This is a genomic window from Microcoleus sp. MON1_C1 (genome assembly GCF_036701945.1).
Lineage (GTDB): Bacteria > Cyanobacteriota > Cyanobacteriia > Cyanobacteriales > Microcoleaceae > Microcoleus.
This window is the reverse complement of the sequence record NZ_JAUBRO010000007.1, coordinates 35,229-48,572: the sequence shown is the minus strand read 5'-3', so window position 1 is coordinate 48,572 and position 13,344 is coordinate 35,229. Positions and strand designations below refer to the sequence as shown.

The 13,344-nt window shown below is 46.8% G+C and carries 9 protein-coding genes and 1 tRNA gene; 9 read left to right on the top strand and 1 reads right to left on the bottom strand.

Annotated elements, in window-relative coordinates; genetic code table 11:
- The first annotated feature begins 129 nt into the window (after positions 1-129).
- Positions 130-945: a cobyrinic acid a,c-diamide synthase gene (locus QUA62_RS05715; RefSeq protein ID WP_333402925.1), complete on the top strand. Its 816-nt coding sequence runs from the start codon at positions 130-132 to the stop codon at positions 943-945.
- Between the two features lie 156 nt (positions 946-1,101).
- On the opposite strand, the gene QUA62_RS05710 is transcribed toward QUA62_RS05715, so the two are convergent.
- A complete protein-coding gene (locus QUA62_RS05710) occupies positions 1,102-2,145 on the bottom strand; it encodes an AI-2E family transporter (protein ID WP_333402923.1) in 1,044 nt (347 codons plus the stop codon).
- 125 nt (positions 2,146-2,270) lie between these two features.
- On the opposite strand from QUA62_RS05710, the gene QUA62_RS05705 reads away from it, so the two are divergent.
- The 8 genes from QUA62_RS05705 (at position 2,271) to QUA62_RS05670 (ending at position 13,331) form a co-directional block, all read left to right on the top strand.
- The gene (locus QUA62_RS05705) at positions 2,271-2,555 is read left to right on the top strand and encodes a hypothetical protein (RefSeq protein ID WP_333402921.1); all 285 of its coding nucleotides are present in this window, start codon (positions 2,271-2,273) and stop codon (positions 2,553-2,555) included.
- Positions 2,556-2,564: 9 nt separating this feature from the next.
- Positions 2,565-3,716 (top strand): glutamate--cysteine ligase, encoded by a 1,152-nt coding sequence (gshA, locus tag QUA62_RS05700; RefSeq protein WP_333402919.1) that lies wholly within the window; start codon positions 2,565-2,567, stop codon positions 3,714-3,716.
- Between the two features lie 240 nt (positions 3,717-3,956).
- Entirely contained in the window at positions 3,957-4,418 is a 462-nt protein-coding gene (locus QUA62_RS05695) for a tRNA (cytidine(34)-2'-O)-methyltransferase (RefSeq protein ID WP_190663490.1), read from the top strand.
- A gap of 582 nt (positions 4,419-5,000) precedes the next feature.
- Positions 5,001-7,475 carry a peptidoglycan DD-metalloendopeptidase family protein gene (locus QUA62_RS05690; protein ID WP_333402917.1) on the top strand — a complete coding sequence of 825 codons (2,475 nt, stop codon included), beginning with the start codon at positions 5,001-5,003 and terminating at the stop codon, positions 7,473-7,475.
- 138 nt (positions 7,476-7,613) lie between these two features.
- Positions 7,614-7,686, top strand: a tRNA-Met gene (locus tag QUA62_RS05685).
- A gap of 126 nt (positions 7,687-7,812) precedes the next feature.
- On the top strand, positions 7,813-8,412 hold the full coding sequence (locus QUA62_RS05680; protein WP_333122030.1) for a peroxiredoxin: 600 nt from the start codon (positions 7,813-7,815) through the stop codon (positions 8,410-8,412).
- A 112-nt stretch (positions 8,413-8,524) separates the two neighbouring features.
- Positions 8,525-9,064 carry a redoxin domain-containing protein gene (locus tag QUA62_RS05675; protein ID WP_333402914.1) on the top strand — a complete coding sequence of 180 codons (540 nt, stop codon included), beginning with the start codon at positions 8,525-8,527 and terminating at the stop codon, positions 9,062-9,064.
- Between the two features lie 340 nt (positions 9,065-9,404).
- The gene (locus QUA62_RS05670; RefSeq protein WP_333402912.1) at positions 9,405-13,331 is read left to right on the top strand and encodes a hypothetical protein; all 3,927 of its coding nucleotides are present in this window, start codon (positions 9,405-9,407) and stop codon (positions 13,329-13,331) included.
- Positions 13,332-13,344 lie beyond the last annotated feature (13 nt).

The window sequence follows — 13,344 nt, the reverse complement described above, 5'->3', positions numbered from 1 at the left end:
ACAGAATGTATATTTAGATAGATGGCAATAAAATAAGACAGAATAACTTGCAACCCTCCGTCGCAGCTTCCCCCTCCCATAATCTGCGCTCTACTGCTCTTTATACTTACTAATATAAGGTTTCAGGCAATGATTAAACAAAAACATAAATATGCCGACCTTGCTCAAATCCCCCACACAGATACGGTGTTCCAAAAGCTCCCTGTAGAAGTTAAAGATTGGGCCCAAAGCTTGCCTTGGAACCAACGGCGCTATGTCCTGTCCCTCTGCTACATATTGTGTGCATCTACTCCCGACTTGCAAGCAGAATTCTTAGATGATTATACAGCCGACGGTTTAGTCTCAAAAATGTTTGAAGATGTAGATACTCTACACCGAGTCAAAGAGTATTTAATCAGATTTAGAGTCAAAAAACAATTAAACGAATCAGATTTAAGAAGCTACATCAAACAATTTTATATCCACTCATCTCAACAATCGCGGCGAGAAACTGACCAATATTTAGAATCTGCACTCCGCTTCGTCTTGAATACAGAAGAACGCAATAATGTTTTTAACTACATTTTGGGCTTTGAATTTATTAAAATTGTGTTTCAAATGAGCTGGTTGCAACACGAAAGATTAGCAAGACTGCAAAAAAATCAGTCCCAGTTTATTGAAACCTATATCAAGCCGATTCAACACGCCCACAGAATTAATGGCATAATTCTACCCAAAGATGAGAGAATTTTTTTTGCCAGACGCACTTATTACGTTCAACTGCCTAACATTTCCTACAGAAAGCTCATTGAGTTAGTCATGGCAACTTTTACTACAGAAATGGTGACTAATTGCGGATTTTCTATCAGCCGCCACTCTCAAGCTCTGCGCTTTGACTGCGATTACATTTACGATCCCGAACCAGAAGAAGAAAGATTTCCTACCGACTTGCAATTTATTCATTAATTTTAGGCAGTAAGGTGTACCCTACATTGCTTTTTTCTCTTTAGTTTTAGTGTCGCTTGGGGCACAGGAGAGTTTTTGAAGCATGGGACTTCTAGTGGGCAGGTTAAAACAGAATTTTTCAGCCGGATTTGATATAAAATAGGATAGCTTTATCAATTAACCTTCCGCTTGCATTTCTTCAATGTCAAACCAGCTAACTATCACTCCCGCTAGGGGAATAGCCAGAAATATACCTAGAAGTCCTGCGGCTCTCGCCCCCACTAACAGTGCAAAAAATACCACTACCGGGTTGAGGTTAAGCGAATTTTGCATCAGTCTCGGATGAATAAAGTTGTCTTGAATTTGCTGCAAAACAATGCAAGCTGCCAATACTTTTAAAGATAGCCACACATTTTGAGACAATACAATAAAACAAACTAAGCTAATGCCCAGTGTCGCTCCGATCCCTGGCACTAAATCAAACAATCCGATAATAAAGGCTAATATCAAGGGAAATTTCACATTTAACAGCAGAAAAATTAAAAAACTTGCTGTTGTCAAAAATAACATTAACAAAATTTGTGCCTGAAAAAATCCTAAAAAATTTCGCTCTATTGTTAAACTTAAACGCCTGTGCAGATGTCGGGGTATAAATTTGAGAACCAACACCCACAGCCTCTCTCCATCAATTAACATGAAAGAAGCCACGACCATAATTAATATTAAATTCAATAAATTGGTTAAAAATACTTGTAAAAAAGCAATACTCGACACCACTCCCGCCAAAGCTTGATTTCGCAGTTGTTCCTCAATAACTCGCAGGTTAACTTGCAGGTTTCTCGCCCGCAGGAATGTTTCGATGCGCTCGGACAGAGGCGCCAGAGCATTCAGAAATTCAGTCATGCTGTCAATTAATTGCTGTCCTTGAGATAAAAGAGTGACGCCTACAGTGACGGTGAGACCGCCAAAAACTAAAATGGTGAGCAAGACAACGAAGGCGACAGCTAAACTTCGCGGTAAAAATCTCTGGAGAGTTCGCACCGGATAGTTGAGCAAAAAAGCCACGAGTGCAGCAATGGTGAAAACCGCGACTGCTGTTTCAAAGTAAGCTAAAAGTTGCAGTCCAGCCCAACCAGAAGCAAATAAAAGCAAAAACCGGACTAAGGCTAAATTGCTTAGCATATTCCAAAAATTGGGAGGGGTTCTTTCTTGCTCTTTCACAGGGATTTTTAGGGGTTAATACTAGAACTCAAAAATATTGCAGAGCCCTCTTTTAGAATCGCACCCAAAATAGCTCTGCGGCTATCCCCCTCAAGGCAGAAAACAGATGTCGAACTGAGGTAGGAGTGGGTTCTATTCACCATAAGTTCGATCGTCACGAATACCCAATGAAACACGCTCGCGATCGAACAAACAGCCTTTCTGAGTCTAAAACCGCCTCGGAAACTCTTTGCGATGGCAGTATGTGTCGTGGCAGCCCGATCGCAACTAAAACACAAACGCTCAAACTTGCCGGCGCCGAAAAACGGGGTTTCCCTGCCAGTCGCGAAAAATTTCAACTCTGCCTCGTGGAAGATAGTATGAACAGGTCAATTTTTGGGATACTTGAAACTAGCACTCAACTTAGCTGAGGAACAAACGTGCTGCTATCAAAAGGCTTTGAAGTAGAAATGTATACCGGCACTCCCGAAGGTGAGGTTGTCGGTCTCTCCGATCGCATAGTTGCCGATCTAGACGGATTTGTCCGGGAGCCTGATAGCCGTAATGTGGAGTATACGACTGCCCCGCTGTGCAGCTACGATCGCCTGTTGTGCGCCTTAGTCAAGCCGCGAGTCCGGTTGCGCGAGTATTTAAAACAATTGGGCGACTATACCTTGCTGCCGGGAAGTACCCTGTCTCTCGGAGGTAGCGATCGATTTTACAGATCCGATCCCAACAACCCCTACCACACCTACATCGAGCAAACCTACGGCACCAAAGTCGTCACCGCCAGCATTCACATCAACATCGGCATCTCCCAACCAGAAATGCTGATGCGGGCCATCCGCCTCGCCCGCGTCGAAGCACCGCTGTACCTGGCCTTGAGCGCCTCTTCCCCCTTCCTCGACGGCGAAGTCACGGGCTATCATTCCACTCGGTGGGGTTTGTTTCCCAAAACTCCCGCCATCGTCCCCCTGTTTGAAAGTCACAAGCATTACATTCAGTGGACTGAAGAACAGCTAGAACTCGGCACCATGCAAAATGTCCGCCATTTGTGGTCTGCCGTGCGGCCCAATGGCGATCGCCGCCCCTACTGTCTCAACCGCCTCGAACTGAGAATTTGCGACCTCGAAGTCAATCCTCTGGCTTTGTTAGCCATCACTGCCTTACTAGAAGCTCGCATCTGGCAGATGATGGAAGACCCCAGCTTAGACCCCTTAGAACTCAGCACCTTGCCGGCGGCTACCCGTAACGAAGACTTAGTTACCCTCACAGACGCCAACGAAATTGCTGCATCCCGGCAAAGTTTGGATGCCGAACTCACCCATTGGCAAGACGGCAGAACTATTCTGGCACGAGATTGGATTGAGGAAATTTACCGCGAAGTGTGGCCTATAGCCAAAAAACGCGGCTTTAGCTGCTTTCTCTCGCCACTCAAAAAGATTCTCCGGGAAGGCAACACGGCGCAGCACTGGTTGAAGCTACACGAGGGCGGTTCGGACACCCGCAGTATTATTCTCCAAGGAATTCAGGGGATGGCTCACCAAGAATGGGAACTCGAAGACAACTTGTGCGCCCAGTTAGCTGCCTGAAGTACCCGCCGTTATTATAACAGGGGCTTTCACTAGCCCCCTGGCTATGCGTACTCAGCCAATAATACAAATAGCCCGAACCTCCCTGAAAAAAGTTGCAGAGCGACGCCCAAAAACAAATCAGAATATTTAATCAATGGAGCTCGACAAAGGTTATAAATAAAAGCTATAAGCTAGATCTACCTTTGGGTGGTTGGAGAAATTTCTCAATAGCTGTATTTTATCCTTTTAATTAGCTTCATGCCCCAACTTGTCTTGATTCACCCGCAAATCCCCCCGAATACTGGCAATATCGCCCGCACTTGCGCTGCCACAGGCACGGAACTGCATTTAGTCGGCCCGCTGGGGTTTGAAATTAGCGATCGCTACCTGAAACGGGCCGGCTTAGATTACTGGCCCTACGTCAATCTCCACTGCCACGAAGACTTAGCGGCTTTTCAGGCCTGTCGGCAGCAGCGCGGGGGACGATCGATCGGATTCAGCACTGGCGGGCGATACAGTTACGCGCAATTCCAATTTCAGCCCAGCGACTGGCTGATGTTTGGCTCGGAAACTGTAGGCATTCCCCAATTCGTCTTGGATGCCTGCGACGCCACACTTTTTATTCCTATGAGCCAGCCTGGAGTCAGGAGTTTGAACCTCTCCGTCAGCGCCGCTGTGGGTTTATTTGAGGCTAAACGACAGTTGGGCGAGCTGGGATAAATCATTATCAACACATAAATATATAGATATTTAATAGCTGCCGCAGGCTGGCAAATCTTCTTTTAAATATAAGAAATTTGTATCAAAGGGGTGAAAATCTAGATAGCAGACATTAATATATTTTATTCATTCAAAAACAGATTGTTATCAGCAACACCAAATGACTGCCAAGAGGATTCAGCAACAAAAATAAAGAATTTTAGCGGTTTAGGGCGTGAGCGAGCGCCAGCTTAGGTCTGAACACTATATCTAGTAAATATACGGTTGTTGCCTGTCCGGAAATTAGCATAAAGTCGGATAATAGGTAAGAGTTCAGAGCCTTACACGAACGAAGATTTTATATATTCGTTCCAGCTATTGCGGTGTAAGGCTTTTGGGGTTAATTGCAGCAGGTTTGACCGAGAATTTTAAAATTTCTGACGGTTTGAGCTTGTCTAAATTTAAAAAGCAAGGTAATCTGGCCTAAGCATGGTAGCTGTCAACAATCAGAATACTTTTGCTTGTTGATTTAAACTCAGCGTCATGCGATCCCCTTGAGTGTTTCCAAGGACAGTTAGCGCTTCTCAGTAGGAGGTCGTTTTTTTGAAACGAACATATCCCCAAATTAAGCCTGTTCAGGCTAGTGAAATCGACAGAGACGGTTCTGCGGAACCATCCAAACAGACAACGCTCAGCACAGGCAGAGTTCGCTCTCTCGCCACGATCGGGCTGGCAATATCGGTAGGTGCTTCTGGCATCCTGCTACCGAGAAATGGAGACAGCGCTCGCGCGTCTGAACTCGCACCGACATCCGAATCCACCGCTGAAGTACAGCCAGTATCGGCCAACGGGCCCGCTACGTCGGCACAAGTTGACGGTTCCAGGGCCGAACAGCCCGGATCACCTTCTGAACCCGCGACGGTTAAGGTGCAGGAGGGGCAAAGCCTTTGGGAGCTTTCTCGGGATTATGAAGTTGAACCGTTGGCACTAGCAACTGCCAACGACATCAAACCCGAGACTCTACTCCAAGTTGGCCAACAGCTCAGAATTCCGACTGCGACGGAAGCCACACCACAACAGAACGCCGGCTATAGCACATCGGCTTCGCTAGAGCGCGCAGCGACGGTCAATCCCGAACAAGAGTTAAATCTGACTGGCTCCGAGCCATTGGATAGTGCAGCCATGACAGCGCTGCCATCAACCGCAGCGACCCCGCTGGCCACGACGGTACCGGAACAAAGTTCGATCGACATCCCGAATGCAGACGGGGCGATCGACAGTTTGAAAAAACAGGAAAACCGCACCACAGAATCGGGTCGAACTATGTTCGGGTCGGAGGGGGGAGCAAATTTATCTACACCTGCGGCATTTTTGCCCGAGTCAGCACCGACGCTGACCTCCCCCGGATATGCAACTGGGACAACTATTCCTGACCTCGATGCCACACCTGTAATTCCCAATTCCGGGGGAGGTCAAGCAGCATCGCCCGATCGAGCAATCGAGTCAATTGAACAGTCTTTGGCAACACCCAGTTTGCCCTCGGCTGTGGTAGTCCCCCCTGCGGGAAGTACCGCCGCGCCGGCTGAGGCTCTCTACAGCGTGCGTCCGGGAGATACCCTAGATGCGATCGCCAAAGGTCACGGCCTATCGCCCAAAGATCTGATCTCCGTCAACAAGCTCGGCAACCCCAACTTGCTGAATGTCAATCAACGGCTCAAAATTCCCCAAGTTGGGTTTAAAAATCCAGGGGTGGAGGCGGCAGCCTCTTATTCTGCATCCAACTCTACATCTGTCTGGTCGGCGACTTCGGTTCCCGCATCTTTGAACCCCAGCTCGTCTACTTCGGAAATAGCCGGTGCTGGCGTTGCAGCACCCGCTCCCACAGTGCCTGTTGTCTCTCCCCTGGAGAACCTGGAAGGTCTGAACAATATTTCAGCGCCGATGGTTCCTCAAATTAACAGCATTCCGCTCACTCAAGTTTCCCAAACGATTCGCGATCCAGGGAAGCTGGCTCTTCAAGGCGAACCAACATTTACAGGTGCAGTTGACACCAGTGCCCTGCCTGGGCCAGCCAGTGCAACTGCTACCGCCATAGCTACGGGAGAATACCCGCAGCCGATCAGCTTCGTGGCAAATACTAGCGCCCCGGCTTCAAATGCCGATCCAGCTAGCGCTTTACCAGAGTCGAATTCGGAGGCTCTCCCTACCGCAGAAGCTCTCAACCCTTATTCCGAACGCTTGAGGGCAGAAGTGGTCAGGCTGCGAGAGGAATATCGCGCCTCGCGCAATTCGATCGGCGCCAATGCTGTGTCCCTGACTCCAACTGACGGTCCCTCGGTCAACCCGTCTGAGGATATGCCAAGTGTCAATCCATATCTCTACACCCCCGACTATACTGAGGCGGTGCAGAATGAAATCAGCAGACCGCCATCGAGAGCGTGGTCTGAGCAGGTTCAGAAGCAGCAGCAAGAGCGTTTAGACCCCGCTCGCGCAGCCGAAATGCAACCGATAAACCTGACGCCGACCTCTGCTCAGCAGCAGCCTATGGTAGCAACTGCTCCTTTGGGTTCTGAGGGTTACGACCCCCTAAGCAACCCGTCTTTGGGACGCATGGTTTCTCCGGAATTGCCTCCGCTTTCGAACCCTGATACTTATCTGCCTAACGGCAAACAACAGTCGGCTAGCGGGTTTATTTGGCCATCTAAGGGCGTTCTTACTTCTGGCTACGGTTGGCGGTGGGGACGGATGCACAAAGGAATTGATATTGCAGGGCCGATCGGCACGCCAATTGTGGCAGCATCAGACGGGGTGGTGACCTATGCTCAGTGGAACGACGGCGGCTACGGGTATCTGGTGGAAATTACCCATCCTGACGGCACTGAGACTGTCTATGCCCACAACAGCCGAATTTTGGTGCAAAAGGGTCAGAGAGTTGCTCAAGGGGAACAAATTTCAGAAATGGGCAGCACTGGCTTCAGTACCGGGCCGCACTTGCACTTTGAAATTCATCCCGCCGGACAGGGTGCTATCAATCCAATGGCTTTGCTGCCCGACGATGCGTCCAGCGCTTCTCGGTAACGACTGGTCGAAAGTTATGGGTTTTGAATGATTACCAAAACTCATAACTTTTACGGGAAGTCATTAGAAATAGTGTTGCTTGAAAACAAGACATAGCTAGCCCTACCGTGCTACGATAGTAAATCGTGAAGTAGATTTGGCTCAGTGGCGCAGTGGTTAGCGCAGGGGACTCATAAGCCCAAGGTCGCAGGTTCAAATCCCGCCTGAGCCATTATTTAATCAAAAAAACTGCGCTCTCAAATTTGAGAGCGTATTTTTTTGATTGAGCGAGAAGATACTTGTAGTCGTTATGAGTATGATATATTTGTAACAGTTCGTAAAACAGGAAACAAAATCTATGACCAGTGAATGCCTCCGGGTTGGTCAAGCTGCACCCGATTTCGCAGCAACAGCCGTAGTGGATCAGGAATTCAAGACAGTTAAACTGTCAGACTATAAAGGCAAAAAGTATGTAGTCCTGTTCTTCTACCCCTTGGACTTCACCTTTGTGTGCCCGACTGAGATTACAGCATTTAGCGATCGCTTCGAGGACTTTAAGAAAATCGATACCGAAATCCTCGGCGTATCCGTTGACAGCGAATTCTCTCACCTCGCTTGGATACAAACAGACCGCAAATCAGGCGGTGTCGGCGACCTTAACTATCCCTTAGTTGCTGACCTCAAAAAAACAATTAGTTCTGACTACAACGTCCTCGACCCAGAAGCAGGTATTGCCCTCAGAGGTCTGTTCATCATCGACAAAGAAGGCATCATCCAACACTCTACTATCAACAATCTTGCCTTCGGCCGCAACGTGGACGAAACTCTCCGCACTCTGCAAGCTATCCAACACGTGCAGTCTCACCCCGATGAAGTTTGTCCCGCCGGCTGGCAGCCCGGTGACAAGACTATGACTCCCGATCCGGTCAAGTCTAAGGTATTCTTTGCTGCTGTTTAAGCACCTTATATTTGTAGGGACACGGCGCTGCCGTGTCCGTACCCGCAGAAGCATTTATTTAAGCGGATTTTTAATTACCAATTAGCAATTAGCAATTACCCAATTAGGAAATATGCTGACTTCTACTAATTTTAGCGGCTTGTTAAGCGATCGGTTTTTCCAAAATTTATTGCCTGTTCCGGCGAGTAATGTTCTGAAGCTGGGACAGATGACGCCAGATTTTGAATTGCCGGATATTAATAATGGCAAATTGGTGCGGCTGTCGAATTATCGGGGCGATAAGCCGGTAGTTCTGGCTTTTACGCGGATTTTTACTGAAAAGCAATATTGCCCTTTCTGTTTTCCTCACATTAAAGCTTTGAATGAAAACTGGGAAAAATTTGCCGATCGCAATATAGAATTATTGATGGTTGCCAGTACCGACGATCGCCAAAGCCAAATTGTGGTTAAAGATTTAGGCTTGAAAATGCCTCTGCTGTCTGATCCAGGCGTAAAAGTGTTTCGGGCTTATCAAGTCGGTCAGGCTTTAGGTGCTCCTTTGCCCGCTCAGTTTGTTTTGGATGCAGAGGGAAAACTCGTCTTCAAACATTTGTTTTCTTTCATAGACCACAATGCTAGTGTGGACACTTTGCTGCAATATGCCGATCGGTAAGGACACCGCTGCTGTGTCCTAATTTGGAGTTTTTAGCCGCTGATGCACGCTGGTGTAAGCCCATCAGCGGGATTTTTTTACCAGTTGACACTGGCTGCTACAGCTCTTTAGTTATAAATACTTATTGTGCCAATTTCGATGGCGGAATGTTGCCATGTTCGATCGACATTAATCTAGGCTATAGCTTGAATGTAGCTAGTACAAGTTTAAGCCGATGTCGTCTCCCAAAGGTCGATCGAGCAAAATTGAATTGAGCGTCTTAGCGTCGCATCCTGAGTTGTTGACAGGTTTAGAAGCGTGGCTGCGACTGGGTTTGCTTTAGCCCGCCGAGGTTGAGCAATTGTGCCGGCAGTATTTAGTCTGCCCGCTCAGAGATCCCGCTTCTGTAGACATTTCTGAAATTGACGGCCCGCGAGCTCCTAGGAACGAGCCAAAAGTACCTGCCTTATCAACGCCTCAAGCATTACCTAGCAGCAGAGAAAGCGTTGCTACGCCCACAAAAACTACTCAAACCCCTAATTTTATCGCTCAAATTTTGCACTCGCTAATTGCAGAAATTAGCGTGGTGTGGCTGTTGTTTTTAGGAGTGTTCATGGTAGTTGTCTCCTCTGGAGTCTTAGCTGCCAGTCAGTGGGAAAGATTTCCGGCCGCCGGACAATATGGAGTTTTGTTAGCTTATACTTTAACTTTTTGGGCGATTAGCACTTGGGCAAACAGACAGCAGAATTTGCACTTGACTGCTCAAACTTTGCAAGAAGTGACGCTGTTGCTAGTGCCGATCAATTTTTGGGCAATGGATACTTTTGGATTGTGGCGGTATCCTTGGGACTGGGCGGTAGCAATCGCAGCGGCACTTATTTTGACTTGGATAACTGCCCGGATTATAAAAGATCAATATCAAAGCTTTTCAGGAAAAAACATCACTCGCTCGATCGCGTTAAATCACTTGGGATTGAGTTATTTGCACTGGGGGTGGGCATTGGCAGGCTTTTCCCTGGCTGCGGTTTATTTAGGTACAGTGGGAACTGCTGCTGCTAGAGTTTATCAAGTTCAGCAACAACGATTGCAATCTATCAAACGCGGAGAAAATACTGAAACATTCGCCGCTGCTTTCAGTTTGAGCCGAGATTTTCTGACTTACAAAAAAGCGGCTTTAGTAGCTTATTCGTTAGGAATTTTACTGGGTCGGGCGATATTTGTCAAGGATGTAAATATCGCTGAAATGGGTTTAGCTTTGGCAATTTGTGGCGTGCTTTTAGCATGGCTGGATTGGCAGCAACCCCGGCAATCTGGAACTATTAAAAACAATATATCCGGCCAGCCAAATCCCAGCAACTTTTTTAACTGGCAATTAGCGGGAGGGGGTTTGTTGGGTTTGGGATGGCTGGTTTGTTTTCGCCAAATTCCGCTACAGGCGATCGCAGTTAGCGGATTGGCTTTTTGGTTTTTTTACAACCGTTTAGTGCGGTTTTGGCAAGAGTTTGATTTGCTAATGCTTGAGGCGGCGGGACTTCAGAGTATTTGGCTGTTTTGGCGAGTGCTTCCTTTAGGGATTAAAACACAAGTTGTAGCATTTTTAACTCAGCTTACAAACTCTCAGGAAACTCCTTGGGCTTTTTGGGGTGTTCTGCTGTTGCCTTATTTAATTTTAATGGTAAGTGTGGCACAGTGGCTCTACCGCAAGCGAAAGTTTAAACTTGCCCGTTTTGGCGAAAACCTTGCTCTCGGTTTGGGGAGTGTTTTAACTGTTATTAGTTTTGTTAATCCGTTTTGGCGATCGCTCAATTTATTGGTATCTACTTTAACTTTAGGTTGGATCGCTTGGAAATACGTAATTGCCGAGAATTACCGCCGAGTTTCGATCCCGGCTTCTGCTGTTGAACACGAGGGAAATCCGGCAATTTTGGTTCTCCTAACTCACATTATGGGTTTAGGCGCGATCGGTTCGGCAATTGACTTATTTTTCCCGAACCAGACACCCAATATTTGGACGGCAATTTTATTAATTTTTATGGCTGCTGAATGGGGATTTTTTGTCTGGATGAAAGCGGCAAATGCCCGAGAAAGTTCTGCGTTTTTCCGCTGGCATCCTGCATGGTTCCAAAGTTCATGGTATCTAGGCTTAGCAATAGCAGGATTCAGCTTTATCTTGTTGCAAAATTATTTGAGTGCGGGTACTGCCACTCATCGCCCTCAGTGGAGTTTGCTCTGGCTGGCGACTCCTTTGGCTTTGACTGCTGTTGCTAAATATACTGAGGTTCCTCACAAACAAGTTGCCAGTACCTTTAGTGCGATCGCTTTAATACTTGCACAAGTTCTAATTTTTATTTTTCCGGGATATCGGTTAATTGGTTTGGGCTTGGCATTGGTGTTGATGTTAGTCAATACTTACTATTTAGTTGAGCTGCCAGCGGCTGCAATTGGAGTGGGATTTGGCTTGAGTTTCGTAGCTGCGGTGATTTATGAATTAGGTTTTGTGTCGGGTTGGGATTGGGCAATTGCTGGGGCGATCGCTGTTTTGTGTATGTGGTTGCTTCGCAGCATGATTGTTCGTTTTTCCAGGGATTTACCTGAGCCTTCTCAATTAGCTGAAATTTACGATCGAGCTTTAGATGGGTGGGCAATCTTACTGGCAGGCTTACTGTTAACAACTATTACTTTTTCTTCCTATGAACTCTACGCAGACAGTACCTTGAGTTTCCCGCCCTCTGCTGAAGTTTTGGCTGCTATTTTGGTGATAATGGCTGCGATTATTTTCCGAAATTTACGCCAACTTCCCCCTCTGGCAATTTATGCCTTGGCTTGGAGTTTGGAGTTGCTGACAGCAGTGGGTTTGAGTTTTGTCGATCGCACTACAATTAATTTGGCAGTTGCTAATATCGCTCTCGGATTGTTTACTCAATTATTGGGTGATGTGTGGCGGCGCCGCCACCGCGCTCCAACAATTTTACCTAGCATTCATTTTATACCTTTGGTTTACGGGGTATTGGGTTTAACTTTCCGATCGCACACTTTGACGAATTGGACTGGTTTAACTGTGTTGGGGGCGTCTTTAATTGCGATCGGCATTGGTAGGCGGGAGCCAGAATTCAAACCTTTGGTTTATTTAGGATTAATTGGCGTATCCGTTGCTGCTTACGAATCGCTACTATATCAACTTTTTCAAATACCAGGAGGAGCTTTTGGCGATGGCTTAATTGTCCTGGCTACTCTCGGTACAACTTTAACATATATCTATCGAATTTTATCTCCTTGGCTCAGCAATTATTTACATTTAACCAATGCAGAGTTAAAAATATTTGCTCACCTGCACTGGGTTTTGAGCAGTTTGCTGCTGATTTGGGCTTCTGCCTATGATATTAAATCTGGCTTAAGTTTAGGATTAGTCACTGGTGCTTTATTAGTTCAATATGCTTTCTTGCAAGGGCGAAATAATCTCGATCGCCAATGGGCAGAAATTTGGATTTACTTGGGCTGGCTAGAAGCCTTTGGCATCCGCCTTTATTGGATCAATACACCTTTAGTTAAGTATATTTCCGGCCCGCTGGGGCCTTGGAAAGTTGCCTTCGCTTCTCTATTAGCCTATTTCATTTACATTTTGCCTTGGGACAACTGGGGTTGGTCAAAAAAGCCTTGGCAGGTAATTGCTTCGCTGATTCCAATAGTTACTATTTTGGAAAGTCCGGCTAAGTTTTATCCGATTAGCTTGCTGATAGCTGGCGCCTTCTATGTTTTCCTGGCTTGGGAAAGGCAGGAAGTCCGTTTTACCTATGTGAGTGTGGCGATAATTGACTGGATATTGCTCAGGTGGTTTGGACAAATGGGATTGACTCAGCCGCAGTGGTTTTTTACTCCTTTAGGGCTTTCTTTCCTTTACGTTGCTCAGTTCGATCGCAGTCTCAAATTACCAGCACAAAAACCGCTGCGCCACAATCTGCGAATGCTCGCAACAGTGCTGATTTGCGGGATACCTCTTTTGACTCAGCAAAGCCACGGTTTAGTTGCGGCAGCTTTTAGTTTGGTGGCTATTGCAGCGGGTTTGGCGCTGCGAGTTCGGGCGTTTTTGTTTGTGGGAACGGCTGTATTTTTAATCAATGTTTTCTATCAGTTGGTGGTTCTGATATTCGATTATCCGCTGATTAAATGGGCGATTGGTTTGGCTTTTGGGATTGCGTTTATCTGGATTGCTGCTACTTTTGAAACTCGGCGCGATCGCATTTCTGCTTTTGTGCAGCATTGGGTTGGGCAATTACAATCCTGGGATTAGATTCGTCGATTGT

What these genes read in the sequence shown, in the direction of transcription:
- QUA62_RS05715 (WP_333402925.1), top strand. Translation starts at nt 130, where the DNA reads ATGATTAAACAAAAACATAAATATGCCGACCTTGCTCAAATCCCCCAC.
- QUA62_RS05695 (WP_190663490.1), top strand. Translation starts at nt 3,957, where the DNA reads ATGCCCCAACTTGTCTTGATTCACCCGCAAATCCCCCCGAATACTGGC.
- QUA62_RS05680 (WP_333122030.1), top strand. Translation starts at nt 7,813, where the DNA reads ATGACCAGTGAATGCCTCCGGGTTGGTCAAGCTGCACCCGATTTCGCA.
- QUA62_RS05675 (WP_333402914.1), top strand. Translation starts at nt 8,525, where the DNA reads ATGCTGACTTCTACTAATTTTAGCGGCTTGTTAAGCGATCGGTTTTTC.